The organism is Microcoleus sp. AT3-A2, from assembly GCF_036705685.1.
Lineage (GTDB): Bacteria > Cyanobacteriota > Cyanobacteriia > Cyanobacteriales > Microcoleaceae > Microcoleus.
In genome coordinates this window covers 107,521-130,286 of record NZ_JAUBVF010000003.1, presented here as the reverse complement: position 1 = coordinate 130,286, position 22,766 = coordinate 107,521, and the positions used below count along the sequence as shown (strand labels likewise).

General features: G+C 45.4%; 20 protein-coding genes. 11 read left to right on the top strand and 9 right to left on the bottom strand.

All coding sequences use genetic code 11. The features are described from left to right. The first annotated feature begins 54 nt into the window (after positions 1-54). Together QUB37_RS03465 and QUB37_RS03455 are read left to right on the top strand one after the other, a co-directional pair. On the top strand, positions 55-3,186 hold the full coding sequence (locus QUB37_RS03465) for an MFS transporter (RefSeq protein WP_333159123.1): 3,132 nt from the start codon (positions 55-57) through the stop codon (positions 3,184-3,186). A gap of 523 nt (positions 3,187-3,709) precedes the next feature. After that, entirely contained in the window at positions 3,710-4,189 is a 480-nt protein-coding gene (locus QUB37_RS03455; protein ID WP_333159120.1) for an orange carotenoid protein N-terminal domain-containing protein, read from the top strand. 225 nt (positions 4,190-4,414) lie between these two features. On the opposite strand, the gene QUB37_RS03450 is transcribed toward QUB37_RS03455, so the two are convergent. From QUB37_RS03450 to QUB37_RS03440, 3 genes are all read right to left on the bottom strand, one after another. Continuing rightward, the gene (locus tag QUB37_RS03450; protein WP_333159118.1) at positions 4,415-5,089 is read right to left on the bottom strand and encodes an acetoacetate decarboxylase family protein; all 675 of its coding nucleotides are present in this window, start codon (positions 5,087-5,089) and stop codon (positions 4,415-4,417) included. 279 nt (positions 5,090-5,368) lie between these two features. Then, a complete protein-coding gene (locus tag QUB37_RS03445) occupies positions 5,369-6,850 on the bottom strand; it encodes an S-layer homology domain-containing protein (RefSeq protein WP_333159116.1) in 1,482 nt (493 codons plus the stop codon). A gap of 188 nt (positions 6,851-7,038) precedes the next feature. Further along, on the bottom strand, positions 7,039-7,713 hold the full coding sequence (locus QUB37_RS03440; protein WP_333159114.1) for a polysaccharide deacetylase family protein: 675 nt from the start codon (positions 7,711-7,713) through the stop codon (positions 7,039-7,041). Positions 7,714-7,792: 79 nt separating this feature from the next. On the opposite strand from QUB37_RS03440, the gene QUB37_RS03435 reads away from it, so the two are divergent. The 7 genes from QUB37_RS03435 (at position 7,793) to QUB37_RS03405 (ending at position 12,902) form a co-directional block, all read left to right on the top strand. Further along, positions 7,793-8,086, top strand: coding sequence for a DUF433 domain-containing protein (locus QUB37_RS03435; protein WP_333133391.1), 294 nt, complete (start codon positions 7,793-7,795; stop codon positions 8,084-8,086). Continuing rightward, positions 8,083-8,454: a DUF5615 family PIN-like protein gene (locus QUB37_RS03430; RefSeq protein ID WP_333159111.1), complete on the top strand. Its 372-nt coding sequence runs from the start codon at positions 8,083-8,085 to the stop codon at positions 8,452-8,454. The genes QUB37_RS03435 and QUB37_RS03430 overlap by 4 nt, the downstream gene beginning before the upstream one ends. Positions 8,455-8,627: 173 nt before the next feature. Beyond that, entirely contained in the window at positions 8,628-9,395 is a 768-nt protein-coding gene (locus tag QUB37_RS03425) for a ChaB family protein (RefSeq protein WP_333159109.1), read from the top strand. Positions 9,396-9,740: 345 nt separating this feature from the next. Continuing rightward, complete coding sequence (gene rd / locus QUB37_RS03420; RefSeq protein ID WP_333106888.1) at positions 9,741-9,899, top strand: rubredoxin; 159 nt, start codon at positions 9,741-9,743, stop codon at positions 9,897-9,899. A 24-nt stretch (positions 9,900-9,923) separates the two neighbouring features. Next, on the top strand, positions 9,924-11,171 hold the full coding sequence (locus tag QUB37_RS03415; protein WP_333159107.1) for an NAD(P)/FAD-dependent oxidoreductase: 1,248 nt from the start codon (positions 9,924-9,926) through the stop codon (positions 11,169-11,171). 184 nt (positions 11,172-11,355) lie between these two features. Next, positions 11,356-12,033 (top strand): hypothetical protein, encoded by a 678-nt coding sequence (locus tag QUB37_RS03410; protein WP_333159106.1) that lies wholly within the window; start codon positions 11,356-11,358, stop codon positions 12,031-12,033. A 95-nt stretch (positions 12,034-12,128) separates the two neighbouring features. After that, the gene (locus QUB37_RS03405) at positions 12,129-12,902 is read left to right on the top strand and encodes a class II aldolase/adducin family protein (protein ID WP_333159317.1); all 774 of its coding nucleotides are present in this window, start codon (positions 12,129-12,131) and stop codon (positions 12,900-12,902) included. 112 nt (positions 12,903-13,014) lie between these two features. Here QUB37_RS03405 and QUB37_RS03400 read toward each other — a convergent pair whose 3' ends face one another. From QUB37_RS03400 to QUB37_RS03385, 4 genes are all read right to left on the bottom strand, one after another. After that, on the bottom strand, positions 13,015-13,917 hold the full coding sequence (locus tag QUB37_RS03400; RefSeq protein ID WP_333159104.1) for an Rpn family recombination-promoting nuclease/putative transposase: 903 nt from the start codon (positions 13,915-13,917) through the stop codon (positions 13,015-13,017). Between the two features lie 37 nt (positions 13,918-13,954). Next, positions 13,955-14,701, bottom strand: coding sequence for a HEAT repeat domain-containing protein (locus tag QUB37_RS03395; RefSeq protein ID WP_333159102.1), 747 nt, complete (start codon positions 14,699-14,701; stop codon positions 13,955-13,957). A 423-nt stretch (positions 14,702-15,124) separates the two neighbouring features. Continuing rightward, positions 15,125-15,661 carry a GNAT family N-acetyltransferase gene (locus QUB37_RS03390; protein WP_333159100.1) on the bottom strand — a complete coding sequence of 179 codons (537 nt, stop codon included), beginning with the start codon at positions 15,659-15,661 and terminating at the stop codon, positions 15,125-15,127. 4 nt (positions 15,662-15,665) lie between these two features. Then, on the bottom strand, positions 15,666-15,869 hold the full coding sequence (locus tag QUB37_RS03385; protein WP_333159098.1) for a hypothetical protein: 204 nt from the start codon (positions 15,867-15,869) through the stop codon (positions 15,666-15,668). A 133-nt stretch (positions 15,870-16,002) separates the two neighbouring features. Here QUB37_RS03385 and QUB37_RS03380 point away from each other — a divergent pair, with 133 nt between their 5' ends. Next, positions 16,003-17,364 carry a calcium-binding protein gene (locus QUB37_RS03380; protein WP_333159096.1) on the top strand — a complete coding sequence of 454 codons (1,362 nt, stop codon included), beginning with the start codon at positions 16,003-16,005 and terminating at the stop codon, positions 17,362-17,364. A gap of 216 nt (positions 17,365-17,580) precedes the next feature. Further along, the gene (locus QUB37_RS03375) at positions 17,581-18,939 is read left to right on the top strand and encodes a lipase family protein (RefSeq protein WP_333159094.1); all 1,359 of its coding nucleotides are present in this window, start codon (positions 17,581-17,583) and stop codon (positions 18,937-18,939) included. 216 nt (positions 18,940-19,155) lie between these two features. On the opposite strand, the gene QUB37_RS03370 is transcribed toward QUB37_RS03375, so the two are convergent. Then, entirely contained in the window at positions 19,156-20,520 is a 1,365-nt protein-coding gene (locus QUB37_RS03370) for an MFS transporter (RefSeq protein ID WP_333159092.1), read from the bottom strand. Between the two features lie 134 nt (positions 20,521-20,654). Beyond that, positions 20,655-22,718, bottom strand: a complete 2,064-nt coding sequence (locus QUB37_RS03365) for an Eco57I restriction-modification methylase domain-containing protein (RefSeq protein WP_333159090.1) — start codon at positions 22,716-22,718, stop codon at positions 20,655-20,657. Positions 22,719-22,766: the final 48 nt, after the last annotated feature.

The following is a 22,766-nucleotide window of genomic DNA, read 5'->3' as shown; positions in this document are numbered from 1 at the left end:
TTGGGGACAATTTTCGCTATGCCGAGTTAGGCATAAAAAGTTAGGAGGTAAATTATGTTTGAAAGCGAATTATTAATGTCGCTGTACAGTCCCAAATTCAATATTGCCCAAATGCCAGTAGAAATAGATGTGCCATTTGACCACCCCGATATCGGAGGGCTGATGTTTTTAAGCCCGCAGTTTTTCGTTGCATTAATCGCCGGAGTCATTATGGCTTTCGGGTTCCAATTCCTGTTAACAAATTTCTCGATCGCTGCCAAAATCTCAAATTGGGACGAGGCTTTACCCGACGATGACGATGATGAATCTGAAAGTTTGGGGACTAAAGTTCGTAAGACTGAAGGTCTAGTCGGGGGTTGGATTTTAGTCACAGTTAACTTGGCTTTATTTTTGGCTTGTTTTCTAGCAGTCAAACTAACTTCAATTGCCAGCGTAGACGGAGCGGCAATTATTGGTGTGGTCATTTGGTCGGCGTACTTTTTAACGCTGGTGTGGCTCGGTTCTAGCGCCGTCGGTTCTATGATCGGTTCCTTGATAAAAACTGCTTTTTCAGGCGTTCAAGGCGTCATGGGTACTGCTGGTGCAGCGATCGGTGGCAAGATGGCCAGCGACCAAATGGTCAACACTGTAGAGGCATCTGTTGCCGCTGTCCGCCGCGAGTTGAGTTCGGCTGTAGACCCGGAGAGCATTCGCGAAACACTGCAAGATTATGTGGGTTCTTTGCAGTTACCGAAACTAGATGTTAAGGAAATTCGCGGTCAATTTGAAAAGTTGCTGGGCGATGCAGATATCAAATCTTTTGCGGGAAGCGACGTGCTGAAGAATGTTAACCGCCAGACTTTTGTCGATTTAGTTAAGAGTCGCACCGACTTTTCTCAAGAGGAAATAAATCAAATTGCTGACCAACTCGAAGGCGTTTGGAAGCAAACTTTCGGCAAGCAGCAAGAGCATAAAGACCCGAATTTAGAGTTGGTTGATTTTCTCAAGTTTGCGGCTCCCGATTTGTTGAAGTCTGAGGAACTCAACGCCAAGCTGTCTCAAATTCTGGAAAGTAGGGAAAACAAATCAAAATCCGGCTCAGGCGGCATGAACCGAGCGATGCAGTTGGGTGTCGAAGCTCTTGTCGGCACTGTTTTGTCGCGGACTGATTTGTCGGATTTGGATGTTGAAAAAATCTCTGGCCAGTTACAACAACTGACAGCACAAGGGACTCAAAAAGCTAAATCTTTTGCTTCTCAGGTGGGCGATAAAGTGCCTGCGCTCCCTTTCAATACAGCTAAGGCTGATGTGGAAAACTACTTGATGAATGCCCAACCGTGGCATCTCAACCGGGAGACAATCAAGCAGGAATTTAGGGATGTGATTTACGACCCGGAAGCTTCTCCTGGGGCTGTCTTGCGCCAGTTAGAGCTATTTAATCCCGATTATTTTGTAGGGATTCTGGGCCGCCGCGAGGGGTTTGCTCCTGAACAGGTGACGGAAATTGCCGAACAGCTTGAAGGTGTCCGACAAGAAGTGTTGGAAATTGTGCAAGCTGCTGCTGGTGAAGAACAGTCTCAAGATTTGCGGAGCCGGATTGAGAATTATTTGCGATCGACCGGCAAGGAGGAATTGAATCCTGAAGGTATCGAGCGGGATTTCCAAGCGCTTTTGGAAGATCGGGATGCTGGTTTTGAGGCTTTGCGCGATCGCCTTTCGCAGTTTAACCGCGATACTTTGGTGCAGTTGCTGGGTCAGCGGGAAGATTTCAGTCCAGAGGAAGCCGATCAGTTAATCGGGCGGCTCGAAAGTTCGCGCGATCGGGTGATTTCTAAAGCTCAAGAATTGCAAGAGCAAGCGCAGTCGAAAGCGCAAGAATTACGGCAAAAGGTAGAAGAATATCTCCGCAATACTAATAAGGAAGAACTCAATCCTGAAGCGATCGAGCGCGAGTTTCAAACGCTGTTAAACGACCCGGAAGCCGGATTCCAAGCGCTGAGAGAACGCTTATCTCAATTCGACCGCGATACGCTGGTGCAGTTGCTGTCACAGCGCCAAGACCTTAGCGAAGAACAGATCAATCAGGCGATCGACCGGATTGAATCTGTGCGCGACAACATTATCCACGCGCCGCAAATAGTTGCAGATAGAGCGAAGCAACAGTACGAGGAAGTTACTGCAAAAATTGGCGAGTACCTACGGAATACAAACCTCGAAGAGCTCGATCCTGAAGGTATCAGTCGGGATTTGAGTAAATTGTTTGAAAATCCGAAAGAGGGTACTTTGGCACTTCGGGAAAGACTTTCTCAGGTCGATCGCGAAACTTTAGTCAAGTTGCTGTCGCAGCGGGAAGATTTGAGCGAAGAACAGATCAATCGGACGATCGATCGCGTGCAAGATTCGATTCGCAGCATCGTGAAATCGCCCCGTCGCTTGGCTTCTCGCGCTCAAAAAACAGTCCGGGATTTCCAAGGAAGTTTGGAAAATTACTTGCGGAATACGGACAAGGAAGAACTCAATCCTGAAAGCATCAAACGGGATTTGCAGTTGCTGTTTAGCGAGCCGGGAATGGGGATGCAAAGTTTGGGCGATCGCCTGAAGCACTTCGATCGATCGACTCTGGTAGCATTGCTGTCGCAGCGGGAAGACATCTCGTTCGATGAAGCTAACAGAATTGCCGACCAAATTGAATCTGTCCGCAACCAAATTGTCGAACAAGTTCAAATGGTTCAGGACAAGTTCCAGTCAACAATTGACGGTATTTTCGGGAAAATTCGGGATTACCTCAATTCGCTGGAGCGACCAGAGCTCAACTATGAGGGAATCAAGCGGGACTTACGCAAAGTGTTTGATGACCCGCAGGCAGGATTTGACGCGATTAAAGAGCGTTTAGGTGAGTTCGATCGCGATACTTTAGTTGCTCTGCTGAGTTCTCGTTCCGATATTTCCGAGACTGACGCTCACCGAATTGTTGACCAAATGGAAGGAGCACGGGACAGCGTTTTATTGCGCTCGGAACGCCTGCAATCTGAAGCCAAAAAACGCATCAAAGAACTCAAGAAAAAGACCAAGCAGCAAGCAGAAGATGCACGTGAAGCGGCAGCAGCCGCAGCTTGGTGGCTGTTCGGTACGGCTCTGACTTCTGTGGTTGTTTCCGCTTTGGCTGGAGCAATAGCAGTCAACGGGATTTCGGGTTTGTTTAGCTAGATTTTCAACGAGTTTGAAATAAAGTTCTCCTGATTCTAGGCTGGCCGTTTGCCAGCCTATTTCCTTTGGAATGATATCAAAGTTTTTTATAATTCAAAGTGAGCGGTACCTTTAGCAGCCCGGTTGACAAGTTCACCCTTGATTAGCTCAACTCGATCGTCCTCACCAAAGAACCCCTGTTCTGTCAAGCGATGATATTCCGGTATGGTGAAGCATTTTGCAGTTGCGATGACTTAACAGCCACCTCAATACAGGTATGTTGCGATTATAGGCGATCGTCGATCGGCTAAACAATGTTAATCATGAGCTCCGCTAACAGCAATATTGTCAAATTTTCCTCATCCTTTGGTTGGAAATTCTCCCACTTTTGGTGAATTTACTCCCCGAACTTATGTCCGAGATCATCTCTGTCTTAAGCAAGATTCTAGCATCACTATTTATTAGGTACTTTAACTTAAGTAGCAAACAAAAGTTTTCTCACAAATAAGAAAGCTGAGCAATACATATTATTTTGGAGGCTTGAATGACCTTTACTACTACCAGTGCTTACGACCAAGGAAAAGCAGATATTAAGAAGTTGAGTGTAGACGACCAATTAGGTTTGCTGTGGTTTGTTTACACCCAAATGGGCAAGTCAATAACGCCAGCGGCTCCCGGTGCTTCCGGTTCCGACATCGCTCAGGGTTTGTTCGAGCAAGTCAAGCCTCTGCCCCACCAAGAACAACTACAAGTAATGCGGGACATTGCCTCAAAAGCCAATACTGAAATCAGCCGGATGTACGGCTCGATGAGTCCTGAAACCAAGCTGGCTTTTTGGTATTTCCTAGCGGTAGGAATGGACGAAGGAACTATTATTCCTGTTCCTCCAGACTATCAACTTCCCGACGCAGGAAAAGCTTTATTAGGAAAGATTGAGGGCATGGATTTCCAGCAGCAAATTGATTTCCTTCGCGGTACAATTTTAGAAATGGGTGCTGAAGCCGCTCCGGGCGCTGGCATTTAAAAATAGGACTTACGAAAAAAAAACCGGTTTCTAGGAGAATATTGGGTGCAGCAACGAGGCATCTAAGAAGAAACCGGGTTTTTAGCCGTTTGATGCGTAAGTCCTCAAAAAGATTAGTAAGCAACTCAAACTAATACGCCGTGCCAGAAACCAAGCTTTTTCAAGAAACCCGGTTTCTGGCTGTTCTGTTTTTTTAGGTTTACGGCGAATACCCGCGCTTTACAGCTAATAACTGAATTCAAGGGATCTGTTTCCCACAACTTGCGGCGCAGCGACTGTTAAACGCATATCTTCGGAGCCAAAAGTTAGCAAGGGCTGGCCTAAGTTTAAACTGGCAAAAGGACTTTCTTCTGCCACTTCTAATTCGCCTTTAATCAAACCGATGCGAGACTGTAATACTCCTTTAAACAACAGCAAATTGCTGCTTTCAGTGCTAAAAACATTTCCGCTAAAAGGCAGCGGTAAAGCTAAAGTTTGCTTGCTGTAATTGAGACTGCACAGTTGACGGTTTCCTTGGCTAACTGTGACGCGGTAGCCTAGCGGTGCTGCCTTTACCGAATCGCTGCCTTCCCAACTAAATGTAGCTAATTCTTTAGGAAGTCCCCAAATTTCCCGCCCGCCGGCTACCGAGTTAGGATTGTCTACGTAAATATGGGAAATCCAAGCGCCCCATTTTCCTGTATAATTGGCGCTCGCGCTAACTACAATTAACTCATTGTACTCCATCACCGAACCCAACCCGTAGGAGGATATATAAATGCCACCTAGGGTTTTCCCCGGCAATAAAGAGACAATTTCTAACTCAGAGGGAACCAAGGGGCGCACTCGTGCCACATCTACCAATTGTAAAGTCTCAACAGCATAACCTTGCAGATTCCAAGGTGCAGATGGATATACCATTTTCAGTGATTGAATTTATGAGATTTTATATTTATTTTAGCTTGACCCTTCAAAAAGCCACAACTTTTGGTATTTCTTCACAAGTTGTTAGTAATTTACTTTATTTAAACAAATTAATATGTGAGGATAAATTTGATGAATAGTTGACGTGGGTTATCTGTTGTATCGGGGCGGGTTTAGTAATATTGTTAGTAGGAATTAGATATTATTCGTAAAACCCGCCCCTACAGATATTATCAGCGTTAATCCGCGTTCATCTGCGGTTAAAAACCTCCAAGTCTACTTACTAGCATAACCCGTACTTACCAAAAACTCCCGCAACTTCCCAAAGAATTGAGTGCGATCGCGCCCTTGATAAACCCTTTCCAACAACTGCCAACCTTCCGCCTCCTGACCCATGACATACTTGTTCGCCATGAAGGCCGCCAACACCCCTTTCACCTCCCCATCTTCACTCAGACGCTTGTTAGATTCCAGCCAAAGCTCAGCAGAATTCGTGTATACTTCCACCGGATACTGTTTGCTAACATCTTGCATTTTACCTTGGCGGTACTCCCAAATTTGCAGCGGGAAGCGAGAATCAGCGTAATTGGTAAAAGCCTCGGAAAATCTGCCGTCCTGACTTTTGAACTCTGGGATATCATTTTTGCCCAAATCGACAATTTCGTAACTCACATTGCCCCAGAAATGCTTGATATGAGTGTATTTGTTAGCTGCCGAGTCGTAGCGGTAAATAAACGAATAATTGCAGCAGCGGACGCCGCTTTTGATTGAGACTAAATCTGCCAGCACTTCCGGTTCCTTGTCGCCGTCTAAATCACGGATTCGCAGCGATAAAAAACGTCCTTCTGATATGTCTTCGCTGGTTTTCTTGTCGGGATTATCTACTAGAGAACGAGTCGGAATTAGCACTGGTTCTTCTAATAAACTTTTACCGTCGCGGATAATTCTGATGCGGAGATTTTTAGCATTTTCTGCTTCTTTTACGAAAGAAACTTCCGCCCGAACTTTCCCCGCTTCCGAGGTTTCTGTTGTTCTCGGCGGGCCGATATTCGCCGGAACTTGTGCAATATATTGCCCAGGAATTAAGGCAGTTTGACCGGGTTTGGCGATCGCCTGACAGAAAAAACTTGCGACTTCGGCGCGAGTAGCATTCCGAGTAGGTTCTAGCTGTTTAACAGCCGGATAATTCACCACAAGTTGTTTTTCTGTGGCAGCGGCGATCGCACTTCTGGCCAGTTCGGGAATGTCCGGCGCATCTTCAAAAGTCGCATCCAAAATCTCAGCCGCCGAGCCCGTAGGTGTATATTTCAAGCCGCTGGTTAAAGCTACCAAAACCTGCCAGCGGGTAACATTCAAAGTCGGGTTAAAAATACTGCCGCTGTAACCGGACATAAAACCCGTCTGATAAGCTTCTCGAATTGCTTTAAAACCCCAGTAATTTGTAGGAATATCTGCAAATTCGATCGGAGCTCGAACGGTTTTGGCATCGGGAAAAGCCATGCGAACCATCGCCGCAAACTCAGCACGGCTGACGGGGCGATTCGGGCGAAAAGTGCCGTCTTCGTAGTAGCCACTAATGATTTTTTTCTGTGCTAACTCCTCTATGCAAGCTTGCGCCCAATGGTCGTTAACATCCTTAAATTTGGCTTGAGCAAATGCCGGGGGTACATTCATACCCGGAAACACTAAATTTCCGATGATTATCCCCAGGGCTACCAGTAAACCGATGATAGCTTGCCATCTGTGCGATCGAATCATAGAACAGACTCCTCTACTTACAAATTGGCGATCGAAACCGAAGCAAATTTTATGGAATACCAGGTATTTTAACCTGTTTCTCTTAACATACTCATGACTTGCGCCTTCACAGCCGCGCAGTGATTCCGAGGATTGCAAAGCAATTTCAAACCTTGGCGATTACTGCGCTTGGGATTGCAGTGACACAATCAGGCAGAAACTTGTTCCCACAGTCGATCGACTGTCACGAATTTGTAACCTTTATACAAAAGCAATGGAATTATTTTATCCGCAGAAGCTGCCACATCTTCACCGCCGCAATAGCCGTCGTGCAGTACAATAATTGATCCGTTTTCTGTTTGCTGCACGATGCGACTAATAACTTTCCTCACCCCCGGCCGCACCCAATCTTCCGGGACAACACTCCACATAACAGGGCGGTATTCCCACTGTTGCAATAACTCTAATGTTCGTGGCGTAAAAATACCGTTGGGCGGGCGCACGTCCAGGATTAATTTTGGGTCTAAATCGCAAGCTTTGGCAATTGCTTTCTGCGTGTCTTCTAAACTTTGTTTGAGTTCGTGGGTTTTGAGTTTGGGAAACGATATATGCTGATAGCCGTGGAGACCGATCCAGTGTCCGCGATCGTACACTTCCTTAGCCGTTTCTGGATGCCTGTCAACGCAAAAACCTAGCCAGAAAAAACTAGCTTTGATGTCGTATTTATCTAAAATTTTTAACAGTTGAGGTGTGTGCTGACGGTGCGGCCCGTCGTCAAATGTGAGGGCAATTTCTCGGCTGTTGATATCTCCCGTCCACAAACATCTGGGAAAAGCAGATTTGAGAATGGGATGAACGACAGGAAACAGGGGTGCTAGTGGCATTGATTAACCTTGATAAATGCGATCTGGTAGAAATGAAGCTGCGTTACAATAGGATAAAGTTAACTCAATCGAGGTAAATATGACAACTGCCGTTGATATAGGAACGCTAATTGTCCGCACGCCCGGAACTTGCGGCGGCCTCCCCCGCATCGCAGGTACAAGAATGTCCGTTCGCAGCATAGCAATTGACTACAAAGCAGGAATGACTCCTGAAAAAATTGCTGAAGAATTTCCGCATTTGACGTTAGCACAAATTTATGCAGGCTTGGCCTATTATCACGCTAATAAAGATGAAGTTGAGGCGGAGATAGCAGCGTACTACGAAGAGTGCAAGTATTGGGAAGCTGAATACATGGCAGGTAAGTTATCGTGAGTCAAATTCGTCTCTATATTGATGAAGATTCTGGTAACCTTTCGTTGGTAGAATCTTTGCGTAATTCGGCTGTAGAGGTGATGACTACCTCAGAGGCGAACAAACTTAGCTCTTCAGATGAGGAGCAGCTAATCTGGGCAACTGAGCAAGGGCGCGTCATTTACAGTTCTAATATGGGAGATTTCTGCCGTTTGCACAGAACTTTTGCTGAACAAAAAATAACTCATTCAGGAATTATTGTTGTACCTAGACAAAGTTACTCAGTAGGCGCTCAGTGGCGGGGAATATTGAATTTGATGGCGGCTAAGTCAGCAGAGGAAATGATAAATCAACTCGAATATTTGGGTGCTTATATCAGAGCTGAATAACCGTCGGCAAGAGATGAGCGATCGCAACTTTAAAAAATCGTTAACTCTTTTGATAGAGCCTCAAACTATCTCCGATAAATCGACCTCTATCTCGCGGTCGATGCGATCGCCCTACAGCGTCCTCCTATACTGAAAACCAGCATAACTAATCGAGAAACGATGAAGGAGGAAAAATGACCGAGGAATATTTAGCCGAACGAACAGTTTCAGCCGTATTTAAGGAAGAAGAACAATTAGACAGTGTAATTCGGCGCTTGCTCGATCGCGGAGTTTCCCGCGATCACATCTCAGTAATGGGGAAAAACTTTCAGTCTAAAACTAAAATTGCCGGCTTTCTGACAAAAAAAGATGTGATTTTAGGTGGTCTGCGAAGCGGGGCGATTTTTGGTTCATTATTCGGTTCTTTTTTGGGTTTGCTAACTGGCGTCGGCGTCCTGTTTATTCCCTTTGTCGGTGCAGTAGTCTCGGCGGGCCCGCTGGGTGCTGTACTGTTGGGTGCAGCTAGCGGCGCGATCGCAGGTTCGGCCGGTGCGGGTCTAGTTTCCGCTTTAGTCACTTTGGGAATGCCGGAAGAGAAAGCAACTATCTATCAAACCCGCGTTGAAGCAGGCGAATTTCTCGTGATGGCAGAAGTTGCCGCCGATAGAGCGGGCGAATTTCAACTCTTGCTAGAAAGTGCCGGCGGCGAAGAGATAGCTATTAGTGAAATGACGCTGCCGCGCGCCGTCAAAGGTCGCTGCAATAGTCCGGCAGATTTATCTCCAGAAGTGCGATCGCACCTGTCGGAAGCAGCTCAAAAAACCTTTATGGAATCCTACAACGCCGCATTTGACGAAAGCAACGACTCGATACAAGCGGAACACACTGCTTGGGACACCATTCACCAGCAATACGAAGAAGATGAAAACGGCGTTTGGACTAAGCCTTTAGCGAAAGTCTAGCCTTCCAATCGCAGTAAACTAAAAAAAAATAAAATCCCGCCTCTAGAACTGCGGTTCTAGAGGCTTTGACGATTTTAGAGTTTAGAGTTTAGATTTTAGATTTTAGATTTAAAAATGCTGCAAAACTTAATTCGTAAAGACTTGGAAATTACCGAAAGTCTCTTTAGTTTTTGAAAGTGATATAGCAATCCTAAATCATTTGTGAATTTCTTACTCTCTCCCCTTGGTAAGAAGAGGGTTGGGGTGGGATAAAAAATTTACGACTCATTTAGGATTCCTATATTGCACTAGGTTGCGTTGTCAAGTACAATCTATAAGCTTACAATATAAAGTTGAGTTAAGCAAATGCAAAAATACGTTTGTACAGTTTGCAATTACGTCTACGATCCAGAAGTAGGCGACCCCGACGGAGGCATAGATCCCGGTACTGCCTTTGAAGATATCCCCGACGATTGGGTTTGTCCCACTTGCGGGGCAGCAAAATCCGATTTTGAACCAGAATAAGCGAGAAAAAATTTGTCCGATCGAATGCTCAAAATTACAGTCATTGGCGGCGGTGCTGCTGGTTTTTTTAGTGCAATTACCTGTGCCAAAACCTACCCGCAGGCCCGCGTCACTTTACTAGAAGCTGGCCGCCAACTCCTGGCCAAAGTTCGCATCTCTGGTGGCGGGCGCTGCAATGTGACTCACGCTTGTTTTGACCCCGGTGTTTTAGTGCAGAGTTACCCCAGAGGAGGGAAAGCTCTGCGCGGTGCTTTTACTCGGTTTCAACCACGCGATACTGTAGAATGGTTCGCCGGTCACGGTGTGAAGTTGAAAACAGAAGAAGACGGGCGAATGTTTCCGATTACAGACGATTCGGCGACAATTGTTAACTGTTTGATTCGGGCTGCTGAGGATGCAGGCGTAAAAATTCGCACTGGTGATGCAGTCGTTTCAGTAAAGAAATTAACGGCCAATACCGCAGAGGTCGAACAGGGGGACACCGCCCCTAGGTTTGAAATTGAGTTGAAGTCGGGGGAGAGTTTTAAGTGCGATCGCATTCTTCTCGCTACAGGCAGCAATCCGTCGGGTTATAAGTGGGCAAAAGAGTTAGGTAATACTGTAGAACTGCCCGTTCCTTCTCTATTTACTTTTAATATTTCTGACAGCAGAATCAAAGATTTAGCCGGAATTTCTGTTCCTAATGCTAAGGTGAAATTGCCGGGAGCTAAATTAGAACAAAGCGGGCCTTTGCTAATTACTCACTGGGGTTTAAGCGGGCCTGCTGTGCTCAAACTTTCGGCTTGGGGAGCGAGATTTTTGCACGATCGCCATTATAAAACCTCTGTGCTGATTAATTGGCTTCCCCAGTACAATGCGGAAGTTTTGCGGCAGCAACTGCTAGCAGTTAAGTCGCAGTTGTCCCATCGATTGATTGTTTCTAGCTGTCCGTTTCCGGTGCCGCGCCGCCTCTGGGAACGTTTGACAAGTTCGATCGGCATTGATGAGCAAAAACGCTGGGCCGACTTATCTAACAAAATCCTCGATCGCCTCCTGCAAGAACTCGTTCAAGGCGAATATCAGATTGCAGGAAAAGGCGCATTTAAAGAAGAGTTCGTCACCTGTGGCGGTGTCAACCTTAAAGAAGTTGATTTTAAGACAATGGAAAGCCGCCGCTGTCCCGGACTTTTCTTTGCGGGCGAAATCTTGGATATCGACGGCGTGACGGGCGGTTTCAACTTCCAAAGTGCCTGGACTACGGCGTGGTTGGCCGGGAACGCGATCGGCAAATGATACGATTTTAGATTTTAGATTGGGGAATATTTGTTCTGTAAAGGTTTGGGAGTTGCGATCGGGCGATCGGCTTGCCAATATTAAGTTTTGTGTTATTTTTGAATTAAGGCGCACCAAATGTGTGTCCACTTCAGCTTGTAGACACAATTCGCAGTTTTGCGTCCTTCAACATCGGGTGAGATACATGAAAAACTTGAATCTAAAAACCCTAAAGTTCGATCGCAACCTTGACAGCCATCTTGACTCACCTTTCATCGAAAAAAATGGCTTGCTGGAACTCAGCCCCAAATTTATCACTCCCGAATTTTTAACAACCTGGACGTTTGAAACACACCTGTACGACGAACAAGTTGCGATAGACCACTTTGTCATCACATTTCCTAGCCGCACCGAACTCGAAAAATACGCCGAATCTTTCCGCCATTGCGGTGCCAAAACAGTCGAAGGCCCAGACTTATTCCCGATCAACTTTTGTGCGGAAAACATTAATGTTCCCTCCGATTTGTGGCTGCATTTAATGACCTTATTAATGCCAGCGGGCGGCTTAGTAGTATTAGATGCGCCCCACGCAGCCGGCGACCAAAAAAACCGCTTTCAGCAAGAAAGAGGATTAGAAGCAGTTCACCACGTTGCGCTTCGAGTCGAAAACGTGCAGAATGCTGCTAAAATATGGCAAAATAAAAACTTTAAACCGCTATCAGAGCGTCCTCTAGACTACGGCTCATTAACCCAGTGGTTTCTGCAAAACCCCGCCGGACAAATTCTCGAATTAATAGAACGTCGCCCCGGTAACAACGCCACCTTTGACTGCAAAAACATCGCAGGTTTGCGCCTTAGTGAAGATAAATTCAGTAGTCAGTAGTCAGTAGTCAGTAGTTAACGGTTAACAGTCAACAGTCAACGGTTAACAGTCAACAATGCCCAATGCCCAATGCCCAATTCCCAATTCCCAAATCTATGGTTGCAATAAAAATCCCCAAAGTCACTTTTCAACCCCCAACGTTCAACTCTATTGAAGAAGAACGCCACCACCGCAAACAGCGTTTAGCCGCCGCATTCCGATTATTTGCCCGCTTCGGATTCAGCGAAGGAGTGGCCGGACATATCACCGTCCGCGACCCCGAACACCTAGACCATTTTTGGGTCAATTCTTTTGGAATGCACTTTAGTTTAATTCGAGTCAGCGACCTAATTTTAGTCAACCACAAAGGCGAAGTTGTTGAAGGAAATAAACCCGTAAACGAAGCAGCATTTGCCATTCATTCCCAAGTACACAGCGCCCGCCCCGACGTAATCGCAGCAGCCCACGCTCATTCTCCCTACGGCAAAAGTTGGTCGAGTTTGGGTCGCCTGCTTGACCCGCTGACGCAAGATGCTTGTTCTTTTTATGAAGACCAAGCTTTATTTGACGATTATACCGGAGTTGTTTTGGAAATCGAAGAAGCTAAACGCATCGCCAAAACTTTAGGTGAGAAAAAAGCTATTATCTTACAAAATCACGGACTGTTAACAGTAGGTCAAACAGTAGATGAAGCAGCTTGGTGGTTTATTGCAATGGAACGTTCTTGTCAAGCGCAGTTAATGGCCGAAGCTGCGGGAAAACCAATTCTCATCAAGCCAGAATGTGCGCGTTTAACACAGCAGCAAGTAGGGTCTCACCGCATGGGATGGTTTAGCTTTCAACCGCTTTATGACATGATAGTGCGCCGGGAACCCGACTTATTAGATTAGAAACTCGGCGGTTGAAACCGCTACTAAACAAACTCTCGTCTGCCGGCGCCGACTAAATAATAAAGGGGGTATTAAAGCCTGATTTAGTATCAGGAGTACAAAAGTTATAAATTCATGCTGAAGCCGATTCCAACCAAGCTATCAAATCCTCTTGACGGGTAAAATCTAACAAGATTTCTCCTAAATCCTCCAATAGTTGGGGAGATAGCTGCTGGATGCGAGTTTGAATTTCTGGTGGTATTTCACCAGTGCGCCGCGCGAGTAGACGCAGGATTAATGCTGTTTCCCCCTCAATTATGCCTTCTTTGCGACTTTTAATAATAGCACCGCGCTGGTCTTCAAAAAACATTTCCCGCTTTTCCAATTCCTCTAATTCCTTAAGGGTTAAATTAGTTCTGCTGGCGATGGAAAAAGCTGTTTGAATTTCGGGAATTGATGCAAATTTTTCCGGAATTTCATCGAATAGGGGAGCATTTTTGATAAAATAAACCCAGCTTTGAATTATGTTTTCGACTTGTTCTAGTTCTTTGTTAAACTTGGGCAGTTCGACAAATACTAATTCAATTTCTCTGTTATAATACTCGAAGTTTTCTTCGAGTTCTTTAAATACAAAATGGGTGAGAAACTTTTCGGTATTTTCAAACAGAATAAAATCTGTAATTCTTAAAGCAATCAGAGGATTTAATTTAGAGTATCCTTCCCTGGGTCTGAGTTGAGTTGCGTAGGTTTTGGCGGCATTGTACACTACCCGTTTAGTAAAAGCTTCTACATTTATTACCTGCATTTCGATAATCACAGTTTTGTTGCCTGTAATTTTGGCTTTAACATCCAGGTAAGTGTCTTTTAATCCAGTAACGCTTGGCGCGGCGTAAGGGTCAATAATTTCTAAGTCTTCAATGGTTGGCTGTGCGTCGTAGAGCATTGCATTGAGGAAGCTAATCAAAATTTCCTTGCTCTGGGGCGAACCAAAGATTTTTTTGAAACCAAAATCTGTTTTAGCACTGATGAAAGGCATAATTAATAGTGGGTAATTGGTAATGGGGGCGTTTAAATCATAAAAGTCCTTCCATTTCTAAATCTTCAATAATCTGCAATCCGCGCGGGTCGCCAACTCGCAAAAGTGAAGATTTAGCATCTTCCCGCACGCCCATATCTTCATCTTCTTCTAAAGCTTCAATCAAACCGTCGATCGCCCCAGCGTACACTATATTATTCGGCAATTCGCGGGCCAGTTGCCCGATCGCCCAAGCGCAGTTGCTCCGCACAGCAGATACAGCATCTCCCCGCAGCGCTTCAATCAACGGTGGAATCGCCGCAATCACCACAGAGTAACCAACTTTGGCCATTTGACCCAGAGAACTCGCCGCCCACAAACGCACCGCCGAAATATCAGTTTTCAGAGCATCAATTAAAGATGGCAAAGCGCGGTGGTCGTTGCAATTTCCCAGGGCCCAAACTACCCCTTTGCGAACGTAACCGTTCCAGTCGCGGTTGAGCTGAAGAATCAGCGGTTCCACAGCATCTGGGCTCGGATTTCGCCCCAACGCATAAGCCGCGCTCACCCGCACCAAGGGGCAACCGTCTCTCAATAAATTAATTAAATGCGAAATTGCTCGATCGTCCTGCAGTTCGCAAAAAGCCCGCGCCGCAATCATCCGGTGCTGAGGTTCCGGGGATTCCAGCAAAGGCAGCATTTCCTCGGGATCTGGCAGCGGGGGTTCGGAGTCATAAATTTGATCCAAAGGGCTTTCCAGTTCCGTGTCAGTATCAAGGGCGTTGGAGTAGTCGTTATTGTTCATAAAAAAACTTTACCGCACAGAGGATGCTCCTAAGCAACTCAGTCAGCAGTCAGCACTCAGCAGTCAATAATTGTAGGGTGCACGCGCAGTACCTTACTACTGAAATATTGCACCATTGTCAGCAACAGGCAAGATGCCTGTTCCACAAGAAAATTTGTCTGTTGTGGAACAGGCATCTTGCCTGTTCATAAAAGGCTAATTGAGAATGGTGCAACATATGACTTACTACAAACAAATTCCTCTGCTGTCACCTAAGTTTGTAGTGAGGACTGAAGTCCTCCTAATTTGGATGAATCAGGACTAAAATCCTTACTACAAACGAATATCTCTGCTGTTACTTAAGTTTGTAGTGAGGACAGAAGTCCTCATAATTGGGATGAATCAGGACTTTAGCCCTGATTCCAAACCAGTAGAATTTATATTTCAAAGGGATTTGAGCATCGAGAGGGAATGAGTTTGATAGCCTAATTTTTGATAGAGATTCACCGCAGGCTGATTGCTCAGAAATACTTGCAAACCAATTTGCCGATCGCCTCTTTCCCGCGCCCAATTTTCAGCATGAATAACTAAAGCTGCACCGACTCCTAGACGGCGATGTTCCGGTGCTACGTACAGCAAAAAAATGTGAGCGTAGCGTTCTCCGGTGGTTTGGTCGATCGCATTTCCCAACCACAAACATCCGACAACCGATTGGAGATTTTGCGCCTGAGATTGGGGGTTGAGATACTGCGAGGGAAGCACGGGCAAAATTTCTGCCTCTTCTTGGCTGTTTTTCTGGCACTCTACCCACCAAACCGGCGTCTGGTTAGAAAAATACTGCTCGACAGTTTGAGCCAAATGTCCCAATTCCCCATCCGGGTAAAGCTCTCGGTATGTCCGGTGCATAAACTTTACCAGTTTTGCTCGATCGAGTCCCGATCCTGATCGCAGCCAGTAACCCGGTATCAGTTGAGCAGACATCAGATCACCGGACACCGAAAGCGGAATAATTTAGCCCCAAGAAAATTGGATTCACTACTGCCGCTTGCTTTTGGGGGATCGCTTCCTCAATCGGTGCCGGGGCAGCCATGTCAGCCGGCAAAAAGATGCGAGCGCTGACTGCTACTAGAGCCAGGAAAAATACTAATATCGCTATTAATGGAGCAATGTATTGACGAATGATTGCCATAACCGCAAAAACTTGATTATTGAGTTGATATTATCAAGTGTACCATAGAAATCTTGTCAGCTATAATGGTTGATTGGACACTTAGCTCAAGCCTGAGCGATCGCAAATACCAACAAACACAATATATAATATTATGGCTGCCTCGCCTGCTGTTTATGAAGCTCTGGCTAAATCAATTGTTTTTTTGAATCAAAAGCCGAGCGAGCAAAATGAAGTTTCGAGTTTCCTGGATACTAATGGCTACTATATCGATCGCATATTCGACGACCCAGAAACAAACTTTTATGCGATCGGGTTCGGTTCATCCAATCCCGAAAACCCGCCCGCCCTCGTATTTAAAGGTACAGACTTCATCGACGGCGACGCTATCTTTTCCGACTCGCGGGACATTGGTTTACCTGAATTTGAAAAAAACAAAGATAATATCCAAAATTGGCTCACAGAAATCGGTCAAAATACTGGTAAAAACCCCAACAAATTATTGCCCGATGTCATCGGACACAGTTGGGGCGGAGCAGTCGCTCAAATTGTAGCAACCGAATACACAATTCTGACCGGCGATATCTTTACTTTCAACTCTCCGGGAGTATCAGCGAGTACATTCAACACTTTTCGGAGAAATCTCAGCAGGGCAGGCAACAAAAATGTCACTCACTACATTGTCAGCGGAGATGTAGTCAGCTTGTTTGGGGAAACATTTATTCCGGGGAAAGTATTTATCCAAAGTTTTACAGACCCGAGTATTAATCCCTTAACTGTTTTGGCAAAACATCGAACTGAAAATTTGTTAACTACTCCGCCCGTGGGTTTTTTGCAGAGGCAAATTTCCGTAGAACAATTAAACAGTCCCGAATTTACTTATAACAACGATTCAGATTTTAACGAGTTTATCGGTGCGATGAATTTTGCCCTGCCCAATGTGTCAGTAGCGATCAGAAGCAGAGGCGGTGCAGAGAGTGTGAGAACAGCATCAGAATTTTCTTTTGTGCAGTTGATCAGAGAAATGCAATACGGTTTAGCTCCCTTACAACCGAATTATTTATCAGGCGACGCTCGCAACAATATTGCTACGGGGGGCCCTGGAGAGGATACAGTTATCGGCAACGGCGGTAACGATACTCTCAGAGGCAATCGAGGTAATGACAGCATCATCGGTGGTGATGGCGACGATTTCTTGTACGGCGGCAGAGATAACGATTATTTCGAGGGTGGCGACGGAAATGATTTGATTTCCGGTGAGTTTGGCAACGATTTTTTAATTGGTGGCGCGGGGCGCGATCGCTTTGTATTGGAATCAGGTGGCGGAGCCGATGTGATTTTAGATTTTCAAGATGGTGAAGATTTAATTACACTGTCGCGGGGTCTAACTTTTCCTCAAGTTACAGTAACCCAAGGTGTTGACGGAGCTTTAATTAGTATCCCGATTACTGGGGAAATTCTTGCAACTCTCAGAGGCGTAGTTGCCAGCGATATTACTCGGGTAGATTTTGTATAGCTTTAGGGCGAAAAAAATTGGTATTTTTGGTGGCGCGAAACAGGCATTGGTTTTGTAGCGAGATGGTTTTTTTGTATAAAAAAACTTCTCCTCAATTTTTCCTTAAAAAGCCACTAAAAATGACCAATTAATATGGTCAATAAACTAAGTTTATAGTAAACTGAGTTAAGTAGCTTAAAAACTAATTCCCCATCAAACGACAGGAAATAAAAAAATATGCCTTCCTCCCCCGCCGCTTACGAAACTATAGCCAAGCAAATTGTTTACATAGATAACAACCCCCAGTCTCAAACTTTAGTTCAAACGGGTTTGAGCGCTGCGGGCTACCAAATCGATCGCACTTTTGACGATCCCGGAACTGGATTTCACGCGATCGGCTTAATTTCCACCACTCCAGACAAACCGCCCGTTTTAGTATTTCGTGGCACCGACTCGCCCGTAGACGATATTGCCAACGCAGACCCGCGCGGCACCGGTTTCAACCAATTTGAATCCAACAAACAAGCATTAGGAAATTGGTTGACAGAAATCAGTCAAGATACAGCCAAAAACCCCAGCCGCTTGTCACCAGACCTTCTCGGACACAGCTTGGGGGGCGCCATAACCCAACTAGCCGCCACCGAATTTACATCTACTATCGGAGATGTTGTCACCTTCAATTCTCCCGGAGTTGCTCAGAGTACAGTCAATACATTCAAGCAGAAAGTCGGTCCAGGAAAAAATGTAACTCACTACATAGTTGAGGGCGATTTTGTTAGTTTGGGAGGAGAAGCTTTTCTCCCCGGAAAAGTAGTTCTTCAAACATTTACTAACCCGCTTATCAACCCGCTACTTGTCTTGGAAAAGCACACCCAAGGCGGTTTGTTAAGTTCTCCTCCTCCCGGCTTGACTCAGACCGAAATCTCTGTAGACCAGTTGAACCGCCCTGATTTCACTTTCACAGATTCAGATTATTTAGAACTGTTAGCTGGCTTAGACTTTGCACTGCCTGCCTTGGGAACATCGCTGGAATCGCGCAGCAGTTTAGAGCAATTAAGAACTGCTCCGGGAAGCTCCTTTTTAGCAAACGTTGTGGCAATGCAAACTGCTCTTGCTCCATCCCAAATTAATAATTTAGTAGGCGACGATGGCAACAATACAGCATCAGGTTTTGCAGAGGACGATATTATCACTGGCAATGGGGGAAGTGACACTCTCAGCGGCAACAAAGGCAACGATATTATCAGCGGTGGAAGCGGCAACGACTTGCTATTAGGCGGCAAAGGGGATGACAATTTGAGCGGTGGAGAAGGAGACGATACACTCATTGGCGCAATGGGTGCGGATCTCTTAATTGGTGGCGCTGGACGCGACGTATTGGTGTTAGGAGCAGGTGCCGGTACAGATACACTTGTAGACTTTCAAAAGGGTCAAGATTTAATCGGTTTGAGCGGAGGTTTGACCTTCAACCAAGTGAGAGTTACTGCAGGCGATTTTATAACGACGATTGAACTGGCCCGTAATGGCGAAGTTCTTGCCAGTATTCCGGGCATTCCAAGTAGTCCGCTAACAGCTAGTGATTTTATTGCGATTTAGTTCGCGGCTGGCAATACAGATATTCGGTAGGGACACAACAATGTTGTGTCCTTATTTTATCTTATGAACGCAAGCACACAGAATTTATACTCATTCCCTGATTAAAAACATAAATATTCCTGCAGGGGCGGGTTCACCGCAATCTCGAAAAAGTAGTGGAGACACTGGTAAACCCGCCCCACCCGGCTCTGATAATTATAGCGATGGGACTTGATATTAATCGAAATCGTCCAGTCCAGGCCTGGGCATGGATGCCAATTTTTTCTCATCGTCTAGGGGCAGAAAGAAAATCGTCAGCATACCGGGAATCACAGCCAGCGCGCTCATCAAAAAATAATTTTGATAGCCGAGACTCGCCTGCAAGTAGCCGCTAAAAACACCCGGAATCAGCACTCCTGCGGCCATAAAAGCCGTTGTAATTGCATAGTGAGATGCTTCGTATTCAGGGCGGACAGTCCGCATCAAGAACACTGTATAGGCAGCTACGCCAAGTCCGTAAGTAAATTGCTCGATCGAATTTACAGCATAAGCCCATTCAATCCCCGGTTGATTGATTGCCAACAGCCAATACAGCACGTTAGTCGAATTTTGCAGAATTGCCGTCGGCCACATCCATTTTTTCAATCCTTGTTTGGCAATCAAATAGCCGCCCAGCAACCCTCCAATTAACAGAAACATTACCCCTAAAGTACCGGATAATAAGCCCATATCCGACGTAGAAACTGCTAATCCTCCTTTCTCAACTTTATCCATCAAAAATGGCGGAGCCATTTTAAACGTCAAGGCATCGCCCAAGCGAAAAATCAAGACGTAAGCCACAATCCAACCTATTTTATCTTGCTGAAAATAGGTTTTGAATGCTTCGATAAAGCTGGTTGTTCGTTGGGGGGTGTCGGATTCCAGATCGTAATTGCGAGGATAGGGAAGATACCACCGCTGAAAGAGATATATCAGCACAAACATAATCGCACAAATGCCAAAGGCTGTCGCCCATCCGTAGTTAAGCGCAGACACGCTAAAATCCGAACCTAAAAATGACAGTGGAATGTTTTGATATATTTTGGTGTCGCCTGTATTTCCGGTGACTAAATGCTGTTCTGCCAGTTTCCCCGCTAAGAATACCAATAAACCGCTACCGGCAATGACAGCACCTCTATAAGCCGTGTTGCGAACCCCGACAAATAGTGCTTGTTGGTCTTTATTTAGAGTGTTTAAATAAAATCCGTCAATGGCGATGTCGTGAGTAGCTGACACAAATGCGATCGCCGTAAAGATAACAAGCGATATAATAATCGGTGCCGGCGTTAATACGCCAAAAGCCAGGAAAGCAAACAGAAAAGCACAAATGATTTCGGTTGTTAAAATCCATTTGCGTTTCGTGGAATACAAATCAACAACGGGCCCCCACAAACCTTTTAAAACCCAAGGAAAAGACAAAAGACTTGTCAATCCGATCAATTCGTTGCTGGTTCCCATACCTTTCAAAAAAATCACCGACATTAAATTAACGACGGTGTAAGGGAGACCTTGAGCGAAGTATAATACTGATACCCACAATCCAGCGTTATGCTTTTTTTCCATTGCAGAGATATTTTACCTAGTTACTTATTTGATTTACTGAGTGCGATCGACAATTCCGGTCAATTCAACCCCTGGCCTCACAGTATATGCCATTCCGATGCCAGCGGCAGCCATATAAATAGTGCATTTTAGCATCATTCATACTCAAAACTATTTTTATTTTTTGAATTAGCCTGCAATAATTTTTCTCCGTTAAAATGAACGAGGTAAGCGCGAACATTCTTTTCCCAGTCAGAAGTGTCATAAGTTCGCAGCAATTCCAAAGCTGTTTCTTCTATCTGATATACAGTTTTTGGACTATTCACCGGACGTTCGGGACTGTCAGGATTAACAACAATTAAACCTGCATCTAGAAACTGATGCACCGTCTGGCGACGCACAGTTTCCCGCGTATTTGGTGCATATTTTTTACCGTACTCCTGATCCATAAATTCCATAATTGGTGTGATTCCCCGAAGTGGAGATTTTGCCAATTCCCAAGCATCCTTTGGCTTGAGGTCAAGCAAAGCCAGAAGGGTTAAGGCGGAACGTTCGTTAAGCTGACCTTTTGGAAAACCCAGCGCTGCAAGTATTTCTAGAGATTCATCAATACGGTTCTTGATTGTGATGGGGCTATTTTCTAACGGATTTGTCGCGTTAAGCAGTTGTCTCTCGACAAGTTTATCAATCTCCCGCTGTGTAGGAAATATTTCTGTTATTTGAGCGCCAAGTAAAAGTAATTGCTCTAGATTAGGATACTTCAAATTCCGTAAATCCGTAGCATTAACTTGAGTGTGTCCGTTGAACAGTCGGAAAAACGCATCTACCAAACTCGAATTTAAATAAACGGCCAATCCCCGCGCCAGGGTGAGGTCTAATCCGCGTCCCTGTTGGTGAAAGTAATTCAAATGGTTCTCAAAACCCACGCTAGAACTATTAATTTTATTGGCATCCCAGACAACTGCAACAATTCGCTTTTTCTCTTCCTTTGAGGAGAAGCGCTTGCTCAAAACATAATGTTCGTTAGGTACGAGGAGTGCAGCAGTTTTTTCCGTGACAGCTAAAGCTTGATGCTTTCTCGTTGCTGTGGGATATTCAACACCGCCAGCCGAGAAATGTGCGGGATAAATCAGCGGAACTGTACCGTTCTCAGGTTTTAGCCGCAAGTCAGAGCGAACACGAAAATCTACAACTTTTCCGGTGGAAACTGTTAAGCCTAATCCCTCTAGGGTGCAAGTAAATTGAGCCATTTGCTCGACTACTTTCTGGCTGACAGAATCCGGTAGAATCCGAATAAATTGCTCGGAATCTTGGGGATTAATTAAGGCGGTATAGGGCAGTTGGTGAGACAAAACCAGGTCGTCGCCCGCGCTGCTGCTTGAGGTAATTAGTACAGTCTCTGGCTGTTCTATTTGTTTGGTGGCGCGCACAATAATAGTTTCTTGCAGCACCGCATCATCGCGAAATGCCAACTGTCGGGATTCAAAGATATGTACTTGGCGTAAAGCCATCATTTGAAGGAATACTTTGCGGAAATCTCGAAAGTATAAACCGTTGCAAAAGCTGCGGGGAGTAATCGATACTAATTCACCGTTTGGTTTGAGCAGGTGAGCGGCAGCAACTGTGAAGCCAGCGTAGAGATTGCTGGTTTCTAGTCCTATAGAACGCAGCAAGGTTCGGGCTTGGGATTTAGCGTCTATCTTGGCATAGGGAGGATTGATAATTGCATGGGTAAATTCCCGTTTTACTGGTTGTGTAAATAGATTGGGCTGCAATATATCGGCGCTATCTTGAATAAAATCTATTTCGCGAATCTCACAGGTAAAAGATATCCCAAAACGCTGACATTCTATACTGCACAATTCTAAAGTTTGCTTGAGGTATTCAATCAAAATAAGGTCAATTTCATAAGCTGTAATGTGCAGGCTGTGCGGTTTGTTTGGGCGCTGGCAAAGCTCGCAAACAACGGCTGCTAACAGGGAACCAATACCAGCCCCGGCATCTAAAAGCGATATATCGGGACAGTTAAATTCAAACATTCCTGCCATCAAACTTGCGACTGAGGAAGGTGTTAAAAATTGTCCCTTTTCTCCTCTCTGGCTTTGCTGCAACTTTCGGGTTGCTTCTTGGCGCCAGCCATCTACTCGATCGAGTAAATTGCTTGCTGTTGAGTAGCTGTTACCCGGAAGGGCTAGGGTTTGAAAGTGCGGTACTATCATTTGTTCAAAAAGTGCGTTAGCGAAGCCCTCGAAGAGGATCGCCAGTTC